Genomic DNA, 16,404 nt, shown 5'->3' with positions numbered 1-16,404 from the left:
GGTCTCTCCTTCACTGCGATTTCCCTGCGATGGCCGCCGCAGCCGGATCGGGGCGTCCCGGATCAGGGCATGGCGAAGCCAGACTCCGTGCGATCAATGACGTTCCGGCCTCACGGGGCCGGTGGAGAAGTGATCCGAGGGGCCGTCAGGCGGCCCCCCGGATCACTTGTCGCCGTAGTTGTACAGCGGCCGGTTGGGCGGCTCCGGCGTCGGCGCGGCTACGTTGACAACTGCCACGGAGGCGCCGACCGCAAGAACCGCTCCGACGGCCAGTGCTGCGAGAACTCGTATCACTGGACCCTCCCTCCCAAAATCGGACAGTGTGCCGAGAGTAGAACGTGATCCACCTCATAAGCCATAGGCTTAGTAAAACCGTGACAAAGAAAGTTACCCTCCGGTACCTCTCTGAAGTGGGCATACACCCAGCTCAGGAGGGGGGATCGAGCCGGACCAGACGCAGCTCCCGCCCGTGGAACACGGTGACGCCGCCGGCGAACACGTTCTCGCCCGGATGTTCGAGGACATAGCGCACGCCCAGCCGCGCCAGGGCCGCCGCGCGCCCCTCCGGCCGGCCGCGCAGGACGGTCGCGGCCCGCACGACCAGGGGGTCTTCCGCGGCGACCCGGATCCGGCCGCCGCCCGGCAGTCCCACGAGCAGTTCGTCGTTCCAGATCACCCGGCGCGCGAACGCCTTGGTCGCCGGGTCGAGGATCACCCGCCCGCCGTTCCACCGGAACGCCCGGTGCGCCCCCCACGGCAACGACAGCAGCGCCCCCGGGGCCGGGTCGGCGTTCACGATCGCCTGGACCCGCCGCCACTCGTCCGGGTAGTCCACGGCGGCCAACCGGCCGAACGCCCCCAGCGCGAAGGTCGGCAGCACCAGTACCGGCGCGACCACCGCCACCGCGCCGGTGATCCACGAGGCCGGGCGCGGGGCGACCGGGGCGGGAGCCGGGCCCATGACGGCGGAGGCCAGGCCCACGGCCTGGAGCAGGGCGAAGGGCGCCAGGTGCAGCTGCCCGTCCCGGATCGGCCCGAACCCCGGCCACTCCACGATCAGTGCCTTGACCAGGCCGGGAGCGAACACTCCCAGGCACGCGATCACCAGCCCCGCCCCCGCCGCCACGGCCAGTCCCGTCCAGTACGGCGGAGCGTCCCGGCGGCGGAGCCGTACGAAACCCCAGACCGCGACGGCGGCGAGCACCAGCCTGACGCCCCCCGACCACCAGGAGCCCTGACCGGGCACCGTTGCGTGCGCGTTCCAGATCCCGCCCAGACCGAGCAGGCTGCCGAGCACCCCGAACGGACCGTCGGCCCGGGCCGCGAACGCGTCCACTCCGGCGGGGTCGGTGGTGGCCCCGCTGAGCAGCGCGGGAACCAGCCAGGGCAGGCTCAGCCCGCCCAGGATCAGCGCCGCCTCCCCCGTCGCGCGCACGCGGGAGGACACCGGCCCGAGCGCGGGGGCCGACCCGCGCGGACGGGCCGTCGCCGCCGTGGCGAGTACCGCCGGAGCGGAGACCAGCATCGCCTGGAAACCGCCCACGGCCGCCGGGAGCAGGGCGGCCACCAGACGGAGCCGGCCGCCGAGCGCCGCCGCGCGCACCGCCCAGGGCAGCCCGGCCACGCCCAGCAGCAGCGCCCACTGCCCGAGCAGGAACCGCTGGGCGAGGTAGGCGTTCCAGGCGTAGAAGGCCGCCGCGGCCAGGCGCGGCCCGAGCCGCCCGGAGGGCACGAGCGCCGCCGCCCCCGACGCGGCCAGCACGAAGATCCCGAGCAGGATCGCCTTCTGCACCACCTGCTCGGGCACGACCCGGGAGAGCAGCGCGACCACCAGGTCGCTGGGGACGGCCCGGGGGAAGCCCTGCCCGGGAAGCGTGAGCGGCGGGTCGGGCACGAACACCATGTCGTAGCGGAGCACGAACCCCGGCCCCAGCGCGGGACCGAGCGCCAGCAGCCCGAGCAGCAGTCCGAGCACGGCGGGCGCGGCGGCCTCAGCGGCCGCCATCCCGCGCCGCTCACGCGACGGACCGAGCGCGAACCACCTCGCCGCTTTTACCCGTTCCGTCCGCATATCGCGCACTTTACGACAGTCGTATGGAGTTCCGGCGGCCCCGGACGATCCGGTGCCGCCGTCTCACGGGACTCTCACGGGGCTACTTGCCCGGCTCGGGGTCGCGGGGCAGGCCGAGCATGCGCTCGGCGATGATGTTGAGCTGCACCTCGGTGGTACCGCCGTAGATCGTCATGGCGCGGGTGGCGAGCACGGCGCGGTTCCAGTAGCCGGGGTCGCCGAGCTTCATGTCGGCCGCGGTCACCGCGGAGGCGCCGAGCAGGCCGACCGCGCACTCGGAGACGTGCTGGGCGTGCGAGGTGGACACCAGCTTGCGGACCGAGGCGTCGGCGCCCGGCTCGCCGCCGGTCAGCTGCTTCAGCGTCACCCGCAGGCCGAGGGCGTTGATCGAGTGCCCCTCGCAGACCACCCGGGCCAGCTCCTGGCGCTCGGCCGGGGTCAGCTCGCGGCCGAGCCGCCCGGCCAGGCCGATCAGGTCGGGGACGGAGGCGCCGGTGCCGCCCGAACCCGAGGAGAGCGAGACGCGCTCGTTGGACAGGGTGTTGCGGGCGACCTTCCAGCCCTGGCCGACCTCGCCGACGACCAGCTCGTCCGGGACGAACACGTCGTCGAGGAAGACCTCGTTGAACAGGTTCTCCCCGGTCATCTCGGTCAGCGGCCGGACGGTGACGCCGGGCGCCTTCATGTCCACCAGGAAGTAGGTGATGCCCTCGTGCTTGGAACCCTCGGAGGAGTTGCGGGCGATGCAGATGCCCCACTCGGCGACGTGCGCCACCGAGGTCCAGATCTTCTGGCCGTTGAGCTTCCAGCCGCCCTCGACCTTCTCCGCCTTCATCTGCAGCGCGGCGAGGTCGGACCCGGCTCCCGGCTCGGAGAAGAGCTGGCACCACATCATCTCGCCGCTGAGCGTCTTGGGCAGGAAGCGCTCCTGCTGCTCGGCGGTGCCGTACATGGCGATCGACGGCACCACCCAGGCGCCGATGATCATCTGCGGGAGCTTGACCTTGGCGGCCTTGAGCTCCTGGAAGATGAGGACCTGCTCCAGCGGCCTGGCGTCGCGGCCCCACGGCCGGGGCAGGTGCGGCATGACGAACCCGCCGGAGGCCAGCGCCCGCTTCTGCTCCTGGCCCGAGAGCTTCGCGATCTCGGCGATCTCCGCGCGGATCGACTCGCGCAGCGCGGCGGCGTCCTCGGGGAGGTCGATCTCCATCTCGCGGGTGACGCCGTCCAGCGCGAGCGCGGCCACCGACTCGGCCCACTCGGCGCTCGGGCCGAGCAGGGCGCGCAGGGTGAGCGCGCGGCGGTAGTAGAGGTGCACGTCGTGCTCGTAGGTGTAGCCGATGCCGCCGAAGATCTGGACGGCGTCCTTGGCGCACTGCACGGCGGCGTCCGGCGCGACCACGCCCGCGATCGCCGCGGCGTAGTCGAGCTCCCGGTCGGCGCCCGTGGTCGCGCTCGCCGCCCCACTCGCTCCGCCCGCTGCGTTCGCTCGCCGCTCCGCGGCGCGGGTCGCGTCCCAGACCGTCGCGCGGGCCTGCTCCAGCGCCACGAGCATGCGCGAGGCCTTGTGCTTGACGCCCTGGAACTGGCCGATCGGGCGGCCGAACTGCACGCGCACCTTGGCGTACTCGGCGGCGGCGGTCACGCACCAGGACGCGACGCCCGCGGCCTCGGCACCCAGCAGGATCGCGGCCAGGTTCAGTACGGCCGGGCCCTGCAGCCCGTCCAGGACCCGCCCGGCCGGTACGGCCACCGCGTCGAGCTCGACCTTGGCCACGCCGCGGGTGATGTCCAGCGACTTGATCGGCGTCACGGTCGCCGCGGAGGCGTCCACCGCCACCCATTCCTCGCCCCGGTCGGTGCCGACCGGGACCACCAGGACGTCGGCGAGCGCGCCGCCGAGCACGTACTCTGCGGTGCCGGAGACCGTCAGCGCGCCGTCCTCGCCGCGGGTTCCGGTGATCGAGCCGGACAGCGCGACCGCTCCGGTCAGCGTGCCGTCGGCGAGACCGGGCAGCAGTTCGGCGTGGGCCTTGCCGTCGGAGGCCAGGATCACGGCGCTGGCGAACACCGTCGGGACGTAGGGACCGGGGGCGACGCGCTCGCCGAGGGCCTCGACGGCCACGGCGGTCTCCAGCAGGCCGTACCCGCTGCCGCCGTGCTCCTCCGGAATGTGCAGCCCGAGCAGGCCCTGGTCGGCCAGGCCGCCCCAGAAGCCGGGGCGCTCCTCCCGCTCGGCCGCGATGACGGCCCGTACGACCTCGGACGGAATGTTGCGCTCGGCCCAGCCGCTCACCGACTCGCGGAGCGCCTCGTGCTCCTCGCTCAACCCGATCGCCATGACAGCCTCCAGAAACAGTTCAGTGGCAGAACCATATTCTAGAAGGTACTTCCGTCACAACGCTCGCACACTGGTCACCAAGGGGGCGATGTCCGCCCAGAGTTGCTTGCGCGTGTCCGGGACGGTCACGAAGAACATGGCGGGCTTGCGCTGGCCGATGTCCAGCAGCGCGAGCGCCGCGTGGGAGACGCGCTGCCGCCCGTCGACCTGGTAGGCGACCCGGTACCCGAGCACCCAGCCCTTACCGGTCGCCAGCCGCTGCGAGGCCGTCCAGGTGACCTTGCTGTCCGCCGGGTGGTAGTTGCGGATACTCCATCGCACCGCGGTCAGCGCCGCCTTCTTGTAGTCGGCGTCGGTCTCCAGTTCGGCCCTCGGCTTCTCCCCGGGCAGGAGCGCCGAGACGGCCAGCGTACGCGGCAGCGTGTTCCCGCCCACCCGCTGCCCCTTGGAGAACGGCGGCAGCGACGCGACCGACCACGGCCTGCCCAGCCTGGCGTAACTGATCGCGGCCTTCCCGTCGACCACGGTGCCGACCACCGGGCTCGCCGTACCGGGCAGCGTCTTGAGCGTGATCGCCTTCGGGAGCGCGGGCAGGACGATCGGCGGCACGGTGGGTGTGGGCGCCGTCGGCGAGGACGCCCGCGCCGAGGGCGCGGCGGCCTGGGTCTCACCCGCCTGCGAGGGATCCCGGGGCACGTCACCGGAGAAGAGAGCGAAGATCAGGAAGATCGCCAGTGCCGTGGCCAGGGCGGCGCCGGCAACGTAGATCGTCCTCATCGGGATGTCCCCGACCCGCAGCAGCAGCCTGCCCGCGACACCCGGCCTCCGCGCCGAGTTCGCGGAGCTCACAGCTCGTGCAGGTCTGACAGGACGCGGGCGGGCCTGCGGGACGGGCGGGCTTCCGACATGGAACCGGCCGCCGGAGACAGCGGGGACATCGGGGGCGTCGGGGACATCGGGGGCGTCGGGGGCGTCGGGGACATCGGCACCGACGACCTCGACGACCTCGACGGCAGGGTCATCGGCGGCCTCGCAGCCGTCGGCACCGGGAGCCTCGGTGACATCAGCGCTGGAAGTCTCGGAGCCGTCGGCACCGGAGGCCTCGACGTCATCAGTGCCATCAGTGTCATCGACGCCGGAGGCATCGTCACCGGAAGCCTCGGCGTCATCGAGGCCGGGAGCCCGGGAGACCTCGGAGACCTCGGGAACCCCGGGGGCGTCGGGGGCGGAAACGATCGGGAACATGCCGGCCGATGGGAGCCGGGGCACGAGCACGGTCTCGTCTCCGTCCTCGCCTGGGGAACTGCCGACCACTTGAGGAGTGATCACCGTGCCGTCACCGGGACTGACGGAAATGACGGGAATCGGCGCCGTAGGAGTATCACAGGGGGGAACATCTCCATCTCCAGAACGCCCGGGAGGGGCGGTGCCGCCTTCCGCCATGGCGTCCAGGCTATGTCACCTGAATGGATACATGCACCGCGCATCCCCATACTTTTCTCATGAGGGATACATCCCACAACCAGCCATATTGCCCCTTCCGCTCCCCTCCCCTTCCCTGAACAGAACCTAGTTCTGTATGGTCCCGCTCATGAGGGGCTTCTACGAGATCGCCACCGCCGACCCCGGACGGACCGCCGTCATCGAGACCGCCACCCGGAGCGCCGGGAGCACCCAGAGCACCGAGAGCACCACCGGAGACATCGAGGACGCCGCCGGAGCCGGCCTGCCGGAATCCGGCCGGATGTCGTACGGCGAGCTGCACGAGAGGGTCAACCGGGTCTCCCACGGCCTGATCGCGAGAGGCGTCACGCCGGGCGAGGCCGTGGTGACGGTCCTGCCCAACGGCATCGACGCGATCACGATGATGCTCGCGACCTACCAGATCGGCGCCTACCACGTCCCGGTCAACTGGCACTACACCGCCGAGGAGATCGGGTACATCATCACCGACTGCGCGGCACGCGCGGTGATCGGCTGCGAGCGGTACGCCGGCGCCGTACCGGGCGGGTTCGAGGAGGTGGACGCGGTCGCCGGGGGGCAGCCCGCCACCCCGCCCGCCGAACGCCGGGCCGGGTCCATGATGCTCTACACCTCGGGCACCACCGGCAAGCCCAAGGGCGTGCGGCGGCGCCTGATCGATCTCTCCCCCGAGGACCTCTACCCGATCCTGATGCGCAAGAGCTGGCGGCACTTCGCGCTGCCGTCCGACGGCGTGCACCTGGTGCTGTCCCAGCTCTACCACTCCGCCCCGTACGGCCAGGCCATGATGGCGCTGCAGTACGGCCACACGGTGGTGCTGACCGAGCGGTTCGAGGCCGGGGAGGTGTTGCGGCTGGTCGAACGGTACGGGGTCACCAACGCGTTCATGGTTCCGACGATGTTCCACCGGCTGCTGGCGCTCCCCGCCGAGGTCCGGAAAAAGTATGACCTGTCGTCCTTGACGCACCTGTACCACGGCGCCGCGCCCTGCCCGCCCGCCACCAAGCAGGCGATGATCGACTGGCTCGGCCCGGTGGTGTGGGAGTACTACGGCTCGACCGAGGCCGCCGTGGCGACGATGGTCTCCTCCGAGGAGTGGCTGGCCAGACCCGGCACGGTGGGCCGGGCGATCGACGGCATGGAGTTCGTCATCGTCGGCGACGACGGCGGGGAACTGCCGCCGGGCGAGCCCGGCCTGGTCTACATCGGCGGCGTCAACCGCTTCGAGTACCACGGGGATCCGGACAAGACCGCCTCGTCGATGCGCGGGCGTCTCTACACCCCCGGCGACATCGGCTATCTCGACGAGGACGGCTACCTGTTCCTGTGCGACCGCCGTACCGACCTGATCATCTCCGGCGGGGTGAACATCTACCCCGCCGAGATCGAGGCGGTGCTCCTGGAGCACCCAGCGGTGGCGGACGTGGCGGTGATCGGTGTGCCGGACCCCGAGTGGGGGCACAAGGTCGTCGCGCTCGTCGAGCCCGCGCCGGGCACGGAGCCCGGACCGGGCCTCACCGCCGCCCTGCTGGAGCACTGCACCGGCCGCCTCGCCCGGCTCAAGCACCCGCGGGTCGTCGAGTACCGGGAGCGGCTGCCCCGCACGCCCACCGGCAAGCTGAGCCGTACCGGCCTGCGGGAGACGTATCTTTCGCCGTGAGCGGGGAACTAGCCACGCATGGAGAGACCACCGGTACCTCTCACGCTGCTCGCCGCCGCCGTCCTCGCGCTCACGGGCTGCAGCGCGGACGCGGGGGCGCCCCGCACGGCCGCCGTCTCGCCCAGCGCCACCGCCTCCGCTCCCGCGCAGAACGAGGCGGGCATGGGACCGGCGGCCCTGGAGTCGGCCTACGAGCGGGTCATCTCCAACGTGCTGCCGTCCATCGTGCAGATCAACACCAGGACCGGCCTGGGCTCGGGCGTCATCTATGACGCCTCCGGGCACATCGTGACGAACGCCCACGTGGTCGGACGGGCCACGGAGTTCCAGGTCACCCTGGCCACCGGGGGCGCCCCACGCCGGGCGCGTCTGGTCGAGTCCTTCCCACTGGGCGACCTGGCCGTGATCAAGGTGGACGACCCGTCCGGCCTCAGACCCGCGAAGTTCGGCGACTCGGGCAGGCTGCGGGTCGGTCAGATCGTCCTGGCCATGGGCAACCCGCTCGGCCTGGGCAGCAGTGTGACCGACGGGATCGTCTCGGCGTTGGGCCGTACGGTGACCGAGCCCTCGGAGTCCGGTTCCCCCGGCGCCACGATCACCAACGCCGTCCAGACCTCCGCCGCGATCAACCCGGGCAACAGCGGCGGCGCGCTGGTCAACCTCGCGGGTGAGGTCATCGGCATCCCGACCCTCGCCGCGACCGTCCCCGAGCTGGGCGGCGGCGCGGCCCCGGGCATCGGCTTCGCGATCCCGTCCAACACCGCCACCGACATCGCCCGCCAGATCGTCGAGAACGGCAGCGTCACCAACACCCGCAGAGCCGCCCTGGGCGTCTCGGTGCGGACGGTGATCGGTGCCGACGGCAGGCCCGCGGGCGTCGGCGTCGTGGATGTGAGCGAGGGCGGCGGGGCCGCGCAGGCGGGAATCGAGCCCGGTGACATCATCACCTCGGTCAACGGGACCCAGACCCCGTCCACCCAGGCCCTGTCCGAGGTGCTCGCCACCCTCCGGCCCGGCGGTCAGGCCGAGGTGGGGCTCCTGCGCCTCGACGGTTCCACCGCCACCGTCACCGTCCGCCTGGGCGAGCTGCCCACCAGCACCTCCGAGTGAGGCGCCTTCGAGAGATCAGCGGCCGGCGGCGAAGACGATCTCGTCGCTGTAGCGGACGCCGCCCTGTGCGTCCTCCCCGAGGTAGAACCGGGTCGTCATCGTCCGCTCCTCCGGCTCGAAGACGCTCCGCCAGAGCGTCCGCCACGGTTCTCCCTCCTCGGTGAACGCGACCGTGTCCAGGGTGTCACGGAGTTCCGTCCCGGACAGGCCGTCCCGGATCAGACCGGCGAGGGTCCGGGACCTCTGGTACGTCCGGAAGGAGTGCTCGTTGTCCTCCGGCAGGGCGGACACGTCGGGGTGGCGGTGGAGGAGGTAGTTGGTCACGCACATCGCTCCTTTCCCTGCCTCGACGACATGCCGGGAACCGTCGTCGCCCCGCTCCCAGACGAACGCCCGCCCGGAGGCGTCGGCGATCAGGTAGTGGCAGGCGACGCCGGTGACGTACTGTTCCGCGTCGAGCAGCGTCTTCCTGGCCTGCTCGGCGTCTTCACAGGTGTCGAGGACGAAGCGGGGAAGCTGGACCTCGTTCACCCCGACCTGCGGCCCGGACATGACCGGGCCGGCGGCGGTGGCCTCGGCGTCGGCGATCAGCAGGGCCACGGTGAGGCCGGCCGCGTTGATCCCCTCCATGCAGCCGTCCAGCTCGTTCATGGTGATCACGGTGGAGGCCAGGCCGCCGTCCGGGATCGTCGCGATCACGTAGGGCTGCGAGGCCATCGGGGGTTCGTCCGAGGGTTCCGGCGAGCCTCCGCTGATCGACTGGATGAGCTGGGTCACGCCCATGGTGAAGAAGTCGTAGTTGCGGCCGATCCGGGTGCGGCCGTCGGGACCCGCCGAGGCGGGGGACCAGACGACCGAGCACCCGGACCCGCCGGGCAGCCCGGGCAGACCCTCCACGCGCGAGGTCGCCGGGTCCACCCCGAACACCTCGGCCACGCCGAGCAGCCGCTCGTGGTGCTGCGGCCAGTTCCGCTCGAACCAGGCCATCCGCCGGGCGTTCACCTCCGGGTCGGCGGGCTGCGGGACCCACCGCGAGACCGCCCGGGCCTCCTCGGCCAGCGCGCGGCCGATCTCCCGTTGGCTGCCGCGCACCGTCAGGTAGCGCACCGTCATGAACGCGTCCGGACCGCCGGCGATGATGCTCGTCATCTCGTTCTCCCTCTTCAGGCCGATGACCAGAGCTTCGGGGAGGCCGCTGACGAGTCTCGCACCATCGGCTGACACCGTCACCGTGCCCGGCCTGTCCCGCTCACCACACCGGATCCGCCCCGCTCACCACGCCGGATCCGTTCCGCTCAGCCCGGTGACCTCGGCACGGCGACCGCCTGGGGCGACGTCACCCCCGGCCGCTCATGAGGGTGTTGATCTGCACGAAGTCGAGATCCCCGGCCAGGGCCTCGTAGGTGCCCGCGCCGAACAGCTCCTGGGCCGCCCTCCGGGCGACGGCGTAGGCGGCCACGGCGATGGAGGCGCCCACGCTGACCCGGGCGACGCCCAGGGCCGCCAGTTCGCCCGCGGGCGGCGCCCCCGGTCCGGCCAGCACGTTCAGCGGCGCGCCGACCCCCTTGGCCAGCGACGAGATCGTCGCCGGATCGGTGACGCCGGGGACGAAGACACCGCTGGCCCCGGCGTCGAGGTAGGCGGCGGCGCGGTCCAGGGTGGCCTGGAGCCGGGTGCCGGGATCGCCGATCCTGCTCAGGTAGACGTCCACCCGGGCGTTGATGTACAGCGGGATCCCCATCGCGTCGGCGGCCTGGCGGGCGGCGGTGATCCGGGCCGCCTGCTCCTCGACCGGCCGCAGCGACAACATCTCGCCGCGGAGCGTGTCCTCGATGTTCACCCCCACGGCACCCGCCTCCAGCACCCCCCGGACGGTCTCGGCGACCCCCTCGGGGGTGCCGGCGAAGCCGCTCTCGATGTCGGCGGTGACGGGCACGTCCACGGCGGCGGCGGTCCGGGCGACGAGGTCGAGCGCCCGGTCCCGGTCGAGCCGGTCCCCGTCGGGCGAGCCGAGGCTCCAGGCGACACCGGCGCTGGTCGTGGCGATCGCCGTGGCGCCCGCCTCCTCGATCAGCCGTGCGCTGGCGACGTCCCAGGCGTTGGCGAGGAGAAGCACGTCCCCGCCCCGGTGCAGCGAATCGAAAAGAACTGCCTTATCCCGAAGAGTCGTCATATATATCAGTAAATCATCCCGTAACGCACAAATCTCATTAAATCTCCGGCCCAGCCAACGCCTGTAATGCCGCCTTGGCGGAACTCACCGAGTCCGGCGATGCGCGAGATCCCGTCCGAGCTCGTGGGACCGCCGTCAACAGTCGAGGGCGGCGGTGGTCCGGGGCCTGCCTGAGGCGGGGTCCAGGGCGACGGGGAAGGTTCGCCCGCCGGCCAGCCGGATCTCAATCGAACTCGGACCCGTCCACGTGACCGAGTCGAATGCGTCGTCGGGGATGGTCGGCGGGGATGTCGTCGTTGAAGCAACCGAGATCCCATTCCCTGCTGAGCAGCCCGTCGTCCCTGCGGACGCTGAGCCACGTCACCGTGTCTCCACGAAACCCGTACAACCTCCGGATCGGCACCTGACCGCTGGAGTGGAGCAGCTACAGGCCGTGATCCGCGCCGCTGTTCCACGCACACAGGGCCACAAACAACAACGGCGGTGCCTTGACAGGCACCGCCGCTTACAGGGGGTCCGCGCTCCTCGCCGCCGCTCTCGACGAGCGGTGTCCGAGGAACGAGACTTGGGTGGAGGTGGCGGGAATCGAACCCGCGTCCTTCAACTCCAAGAAAGGGCTTCTCCGGGTGCAGCCTGCTCTGCTTTTCTCAGCCCCGGCGATCACACAGGCAAGACGCCGACGGGCTCAGCCACTGTTAGATTTCCCGCTCGACCCCGTGGCCGGGTCTCGCGGTTGAGCCTCCTAGCGATGTCAGCTCCGGGCCGGAGGCGCTCCCGGGCCGACAGAGGTTCCTCGCTGCTTAGGCGGCGAGGGCCAGGTTGCCCTGGCTGACCTCGGAGTGCGTCTTATTGGCACTTATTGGTCGCGGTCACAGGATTAACGAGGTTATGTCCGCAGTCCTCGACCCGCTTCCCCTGACTTGCAAAGCCAAAGTCGAAACCAGTCACCCCCCTGTTGAGTTGTCAACACCGCTCCCCGAAGGGACCGGGCGATCCGAAGATACCGGTTACAACACCGCCGACGCCAACTCGATTCCCACCGGGCACCGCCGAAGGTGAAGTTTCCGGCCTCCGGGACACGCCCTCCGGCGTGACCGTCCCGGGCGCACCGCTCCGGGACATCTCGTACAACATCCGGATCTCCGGCATCATTCCCGGTGCCTCGCCGTACCCGCCGGGCCGGAGAAACGGTGGGGCCCGGGAAAACGGCGAAGCCCCGGGAGCGCGGCGTGACGCACGCGCCCCCGGGGCCGACCGGCAGGGTCGAGCCGGTCCGGACGGCAGGGCCTCCCCCGAGATGAAGCCCTGATCTCATCACGGCGACTGAGTCCGCAACCCCCCGAGCGGTGCTCAGTCACATGGAAAGACGCCGAGAAGGGCCCCGATGGTTGCTCGCTGTCATGAGAATTTTTCGCAGAGTGACGGACGGATCTCCTCCGCCGATCGCCGGCTCGGTGCCACACCCTTCCCCGCCACGGGTCCGGGCCGGCCGGGCCGCGTCACGTCCCCTCGCGCAGGTGCTGGAAGAACCGGCCCGCGACGGTCGCCCCGGCCGTGGGATCGGGGTTCTCCACCAGTACGGCCACCGCGATGTCCCCCTGCCAGCCCACGAACCAGGACAGCGCCCTGCCCTCCCGCGAGGCCGCGGCGGTGACGCCGTGCACCGGGTCGCCCGGAGCCGTGGCGGCACGGGCGGAACCCGATGTCACCGCGGTGCGCATGAGGGCACGCAGGGTGCTGACCGTCTTGTCGTCGAGCTTGACCGGGGAAACCGGTTTGCGCTTCTCCGTCTCGGTCGACAGGTCGGTGGTCTTCGGTTCGAGGACCAGGACCGGCGGGCGCCAGGTGCCGGAGGCGACCGCCCCGGCGACCAGCGCCATGGACAACGGGCTGACCAGGACGTTCTGCCCGGTGATGGCCCGGGCGGTGGCGGCGTCGTTCTTCAGCGGGCCCATCGAACCGCTGAAGGACCTCAGCGGCAGCGTCCAGGACGACCCGATGCCGAACGCGGTGGCGCTGCCGCGCAGCGCGGCCGGGTCGACCCTGCGGGCGAGCGAGGCCAGAGCGGTCACGCAGGCGTTGGCGAAGCTGCCCTGGAGGGTCGGCTGGCTCCCGGCGGGCGAGCCCGTCTGGCGGAACCGGACCCCGCCGACGGTGCGATCCGCCGGGCACGGCAGTTTCTGCTTGAGGTCCACCTGCGCCTTGAGCAGCGCCTCGACGGCCACGATCGAGAAGGCGGTCCCGGCGGGGAACTTCCCGGCGAGCGCGTCCGTCTCCTGGTGGTACTCCTTGGTCGCGCTGACGGCCCACACCTCGCCGGTCGATCCCTGGACCGCGACCACCATGCCCGGTCCCCCCGTGGCCAGCGCGGCGTCGGCGGCCCGCTGCGTGTGCCGGTCGAGCGTGGTGTGCACCGGGGTGGCGGTACGGCCCGGCCGCCACTTGGCGAGCTCCTCCACCTCCTCCAGCGTCTTGAGGTCCACAGTGATCACGCTGGTCTGGGTGGACCCGGTCAGGTGCTCCTGGTAGGCCTTCTGCAGCCCGTCCCGGCCGACGGTGTCCCCGGCCCGCTGCGGGCCGCCGAGCTGCTGCTCGGTCTCCGGAGTGACGGCGGTGACGGCGCCGACGATCTGGACGGGCGAGGCGGGCGCGACCGCCTGCGGCCGGATCGAGAACCGGAGCCCCTCGATCGCCTCCAGCTGCTGGCGGAGCCGGGCGAAGCGGGTGCGGCTGAAGGTGACCAGCGGCACCTCCATGCTGGGGCTGGCCGACAGGATCCGGCTCAGCAACCGGTCCTTGGGGAAACCGGTCAGCTTGGCCAGCTGCTCGCAGAGCGCGGCCGGGTCCTTCAGCCTGGCCGGGATGACCGTGGCCACGTGCAGGTCGGCGAGTTCCTGCAGCGGGTCGCCGGCGCGGTCCACGATCGGGTGGCGGTCCTCGGGGTCGGGCTTCACCGCGAAGCGCTGGCCCTCCCGCAGCCGGGGATGGAGCACGCTGGGCGACCAGCGCACCTTCCACTGCCCGTTCACCAGGTGGAGGGGGAGCCTGCCGTCGTACTCCCACAGGGGGTTGTTCTCCCCCAGGTCGATCTCGGCGGCGAAGTCGGCCTCGGCCCGCCCGTCCGAGCTCCGGATCCCCTTGAGGGCGAACCGGAACGAGGCCGCGTCCAGCTGGATCTTGGCGTCCTCCAGCGCCTTGCGCACCTTCCGCTCGTCGCCGTCGGTGCGCCGGGCGGCCGTGGAGTAGTCACCGGTCTGCCAGCCCACGAGGAAGTCGCGGACCGCCTCGTGAGCCGAGGGCTCGTCGAGGCAGGACGACATCATGGGGACCGTCACCGCCAGCGCGAGCGCGGCGGACACGGTCCTCGGGGTCCTCGGGGCCCTTGAGGGTCTCCCCGTCACGGTTACCTGTTCCTATGCCTGAGCTCGCGGGCCATCTCCCGCTTGGCCTGCTTCTCCGCCAGGGTCTGCCGCTTGTCCCAGTCCTTCTTGCCCCTGGCCAGTCCCAGCTCGACCTTGGCCTTGCCGTCCTTGAAGTAGAGCGAGAGCGGCACCAGGGTCAGGCCGCCCTCCTTCGTCTTGGCGGTCAGCTTGTCGATCTCCTTGCGGTGCAGGAGCAGCTTGCGCGTGCGCCGCGCCGCGTGGTTGGTCCACGTTCCCATCGTGTACTCGGGGATGTGGATGTTGATCAACCACACCTCACCGTCCTTGACGGTGGCGTATCCGTCGGCGAGGGAGGCGCGGCCCAGGCGCAGCGACTTGACCTCCGTACCCTGCAGCACGAGGCCGGCCTCGAAGGTGTCGTCGATGTGGTAGTCGTGCCGGGCACGCTTGTTCTGGGCGATGACCTTCCGCCCGGTCTCACGTGGCATGCCTTGGAGCCTACCGGGACGCGTCACACCCGCAGGTAGCGGCGGAGCGTGACGAAGGAGGCGAGGATACAGATGATCACGCCGATGACCATCGTGCCGAGGATCACCTGGGCCACGTCGTTCCAGGTGAGCTGGGTGCCCGCGGCGAGGTTGATGCTCACGCTGTCGAACAGGAACACCTTGGTCACGATCAGCAGGACGGCGGAGACCACCCCGCCGAGCAGGCCGGCGATGACGCCCTCCATGACGAACGGCAGCTGGATGTAGAGGTTGGAGGCACCGACCAGGCGCATGATGCCGGTCTCACGCCTGCGGTTGTACGCCGAGAGCCGGACCGTGTTGCCGATCAGCAGGATGACCGCGAGGACGAGGAAGCCCGCGATCATGAGGGCGAACCCGCGGATCTTCTCCATCAGGTCGAAGAAGCCGTCCAGGAGTTCCCGCTCGTCGACGACCATCGAGATGCCGGCCACGTTCTTCAGCTCGTCGATGACCGTGCCGTACTCTTCGGGGTTCTTGACCTTGACCCGGAAGGACTCGGGCATGTCCTCGACCTGGATCGCCTTGACCAGGACGTCGTTCTCGCCGTACGTGCTCTTGAAGTTCTCGTAGGCCTTCGCGGAGTTCTCGAACTCCACCGACTCGACCTGGGCCATGCCCTGGATGCGCGCCTGCAGGTCGGCCCGCGCCTGCTCGGTGACCCCCTTGCTGCCCTTGCAGGAGGGGAGGGGGTCGTTCTTCTTGCACAGGAAGGCCGAGACCTCGACCTTGTCCGACCAGAAGCCCCTCATTTTCGCGACCTGAGAGTTGACCATCAGACCGATGCCCAGCAACGCCATGCCGATGGCCACGGTCACGATGACCGCGATGGTCATCGTGAGGTTACGGCGGAGGCCGATCCAGACCTCGGAGAAGATGAAGTTTGCCCGCATGCTCTTCCTGTCGCTTTTGACCGGTCCTGGTCAGTACGCCTGGCCGTACACGCCACGCGACTGGTCTCGGACGATCTTTCCGTCCTCCAGTTCCACTACGCGCTTGCGCATGGAGTCGACGATGGCCGCGTCGTGCGTGGCCATGACGACGGTGGTGCCCGTCCGGTTGATCCGGTCGAGCACCTTCATGATGCCGATGCTCGTCGCGGGGTCGATGTTTCCGGTGGGCTCGTCCGCCAGGAGGATCATTGGCCGGTTGACGAAGGCGCGGGCCATCGCGACCCGCTGCTGCTCGCCGCCGGACAGCTCGTCGGGCATCCGGTGGGCCTTGCCCTCCAGTCCGACGAGCTCGACGACCTCGGGCACGACCTTGCGGATGAACCGCCGGGGCTTGCCGATGACCTCCAGGGCGAACGCCACGTTCTCGTACACGTTCTTGTTCGGGAGCAGCCGGAAGTCCTGGAACACGCAGCCGATCCGACGGCGCAGGTGGGGCACCTTGAAGTTCGACAGGCGGGCGAGGTCCTTGCCCGCCACGTGGATGGCCCCCGAGTTGGGGCGCTCCTCCTTGAGGATCAGGCGGAGGAAAGTGGACTTCCCGGAGCCCGACGGGCCGACGAGGAACACGAACTCGCCCTTGTCGACGTCGACGCTGACGTGGTCCAACGCGGGCCGGTTCTGGTTCGCGTAGACCTTGGTGACATTATCAAAATGGATCACGGGCGCATCACAGCATGTCAGTCTAGGGGTTAGGACGGTCGCGG

Annotated in this window: 14 protein-coding genes and 1 other RNA gene; 3 read left to right on the top strand and 12 right to left on the bottom strand. The window is 70.7% G+C overall.

Going from position 1 to position 16,404, the window contains the following annotated elements:
• Positions 1–162: 162 nt before the first annotated feature.
• From IEZ08_RS40305 to IEZ08_RS21280, 4 genes are all read right to left on the bottom strand, one after another.
• Positions 163–294, bottom strand: a complete 132-nt coding sequence (locus tag IEZ08_RS40305; protein WP_255529966.1) for a hypothetical protein — start codon at positions 292–294, stop codon at positions 163–165.
• A 133-nt stretch (positions 295–427) separates the two neighbouring features.
• Positions 428–2,071 carry an MmpA family trehalose lipid delivery protein gene (locus IEZ08_RS21290; RefSeq protein WP_229803364.1) on the bottom strand — a complete coding sequence of 548 codons (1,644 nt, stop codon included), beginning with the start codon at positions 2,069–2,071 and terminating at the stop codon, positions 428–430.
• Positions 2,072–2,153: 82 nt separating this feature from the next.
• On the bottom strand, positions 2,154–4,412 hold the full coding sequence (locus IEZ08_RS21285) for an acyl-CoA dehydrogenase family protein (RefSeq protein WP_068921504.1): 2,259 nt from the start codon (positions 4,410–4,412) through the stop codon (positions 2,154–2,156).
• A gap of 54 nt (positions 4,413–4,466) precedes the next feature.
• Positions 4,467–5,261 (bottom strand): hypothetical protein, encoded by a 795-nt coding sequence (locus IEZ08_RS21280; protein WP_068921503.1) that lies wholly within the window; start codon positions 5,259–5,261, stop codon positions 4,467–4,469.
• A gap of 57 nt (positions 5,262–5,318) precedes the next feature.
• Here IEZ08_RS21280 and IEZ08_RS21275 point away from each other — a divergent pair, with 57 nt between their 5' ends.
• The 3 genes from IEZ08_RS21275 (at position 5,319) to IEZ08_RS21265 (ending at position 8,664) form a co-directional block, all read left to right on the top strand.
• Positions 5,319–5,918, top strand: a complete 600-nt coding sequence (locus tag IEZ08_RS21275) for a hypothetical protein (protein ID WP_189242768.1) — start codon at positions 5,319–5,321, stop codon at positions 5,916–5,918.
• 85 nt (positions 5,919–6,003) lie between these two features.
• Positions 6,004–7,554 (top strand): AMP-binding protein, encoded by a 1,551-nt coding sequence (locus IEZ08_RS21270; RefSeq protein WP_084780885.1) that lies wholly within the window; start codon positions 6,004–6,006, stop codon positions 7,552–7,554.
• An 18-nt stretch (positions 7,555–7,572) separates the two neighbouring features.
• Positions 7,573–8,664, top strand: coding sequence for a S1C family serine protease (locus IEZ08_RS21265; RefSeq protein ID WP_068921501.1), 1,092 nt, complete (start codon positions 7,573–7,575; stop codon positions 8,662–8,664).
• Between the two features lie 15 nt (positions 8,665–8,679).
• Here IEZ08_RS21265 and IEZ08_RS21260 read toward each other — a convergent pair whose 3' ends face one another.
• The 8 genes from IEZ08_RS21260 to ftsE form a co-directional block, all read right to left on the bottom strand.
• Positions 8,680–9,813 (bottom strand): C45 family peptidase, encoded by a 1,134-nt coding sequence (locus IEZ08_RS21260; RefSeq protein ID WP_189242767.1) that lies wholly within the window; start codon positions 9,811–9,813, stop codon positions 8,680–8,682.
• A 187-nt stretch (positions 9,814–10,000) separates the two neighbouring features.
• Positions 10,001–10,837, bottom strand: coding sequence for an isocitrate lyase/PEP mutase family protein (locus IEZ08_RS21255; RefSeq protein ID WP_068921499.1), 837 nt, complete (start codon positions 10,835–10,837; stop codon positions 10,001–10,003).
• A gap of 223 nt (positions 10,838–11,060) precedes the next feature.
• Entirely contained in the window at positions 11,061–11,201 is a 141-nt protein-coding gene (locus IEZ08_RS21250) for a hypothetical protein (RefSeq protein WP_189242766.1), read from the bottom strand.
• A gap of 203 nt (positions 11,202–11,404) precedes the next feature.
• Positions 11,405–11,789: a transfer-messenger RNA gene (ssrA, locus tag IEZ08_RS21245) on the bottom strand.
• Positions 11,790–12,336: 547 nt separating this feature from the next.
• Positions 12,337–14,196 (bottom strand): penicillin-binding transpeptidase domain-containing protein, encoded by a 1,860-nt coding sequence (locus IEZ08_RS21240; protein WP_229803363.1) that lies wholly within the window; start codon positions 14,194–14,196, stop codon positions 12,337–12,339.
• A gap of 44 nt (positions 14,197–14,240) precedes the next feature.
• Positions 14,241–14,708 carry an SsrA-binding protein SmpB gene (gene smpB, locus IEZ08_RS21235; protein ID WP_068921498.1) on the bottom strand — a complete coding sequence of 156 codons (468 nt, stop codon included), beginning with the start codon at positions 14,706–14,708 and terminating at the stop codon, positions 14,241–14,243.
• A gap of 23 nt (positions 14,709–14,731) precedes the next feature.
• Complete coding sequence (ftsX, locus tag IEZ08_RS21230) at positions 14,732–15,640, bottom strand: permease-like cell division protein FtsX (protein WP_068921497.1); 909 nt, start codon at positions 15,638–15,640, stop codon at positions 14,732–14,734.
• A 30-nt stretch (positions 15,641–15,670) separates the two neighbouring features.
• Positions 15,671–16,360, bottom strand: coding sequence for a cell division ATP-binding protein FtsE (gene ftsE / locus IEZ08_RS21225; protein WP_043620538.1), 690 nt, complete (start codon positions 16,358–16,360; stop codon positions 15,671–15,673).
• Positions 16,361–16,404: the final 44 nt, after the last annotated feature.

Origin of the sequence: Planobispora rosea, assembly GCF_014648175.1 — a bacterium.
Taxonomy (GTDB): domain Bacteria; phylum Actinomycetota; class Actinomycetes; order Streptosporangiales; family Streptosporangiaceae; genus Planobispora; species Planobispora rosea.
Note: the sequence above shows the minus strand (reverse complement) of the source record. Positions and strands in the feature narration are given on the sequence as shown.

Bases quoted from the DNA above. Each gene is read 5' to 3' on its own strand.
- IEZ08_RS21290 (WP_229803364.1), bottom strand. From the start codon at position 2,071: ATGCGGACGGAACGGGTAAAAGCGGCGAGGTGGTTCGCGCTCGGTCCG.
- IEZ08_RS21285 (WP_068921504.1), bottom strand. From the start codon at position 4,412: ATGGCGATCGGGTTGAGCGAGGAGCACGAGGCGCTCCGCGAGTCGGTG.
- IEZ08_RS21275 (WP_189242768.1), top strand. From the start codon at position 5,319: ATGGAACCGGCCGCCGGAGACAGCGGGGACATCGGGGGCGTCGGGGAC.
- IEZ08_RS21270 (WP_084780885.1), top strand. From the start codon at position 6,004: ATGAGGGGCTTCTACGAGATCGCCACCGCCGACCCCGGACGGACCGCC.
- IEZ08_RS21265 (WP_068921501.1), top strand. From the start codon at position 7,573: ATGGAGAGACCACCGGTACCTCTCACGCTGCTCGCCGCCGCCGTCCTC.
- IEZ08_RS21260 (WP_189242767.1), bottom strand. From the start codon at position 9,813: ATGACGAGCATCATCGCCGGCGGTCCGGACGCGTTCATGACGGTGCGC.
- IEZ08_RS21255 (WP_068921499.1), bottom strand. From the start codon at position 10,837: ATGACGACTCTTCGGGATAAGGCAGTTCTTTTCGATTCGCTGCACCGG.
- smpB (WP_068921498.1), bottom strand. From the start codon at position 14,708: ATGCCACGTGAGACCGGGCGGAAGGTCATCGCCCAGAACAAGCGTGCC.
- ftsX (WP_068921497.1), bottom strand. From the start codon at position 15,640: ATGCGGGCAAACTTCATCTTCTCCGAGGTCTGGATCGGCCTCCGCCGT.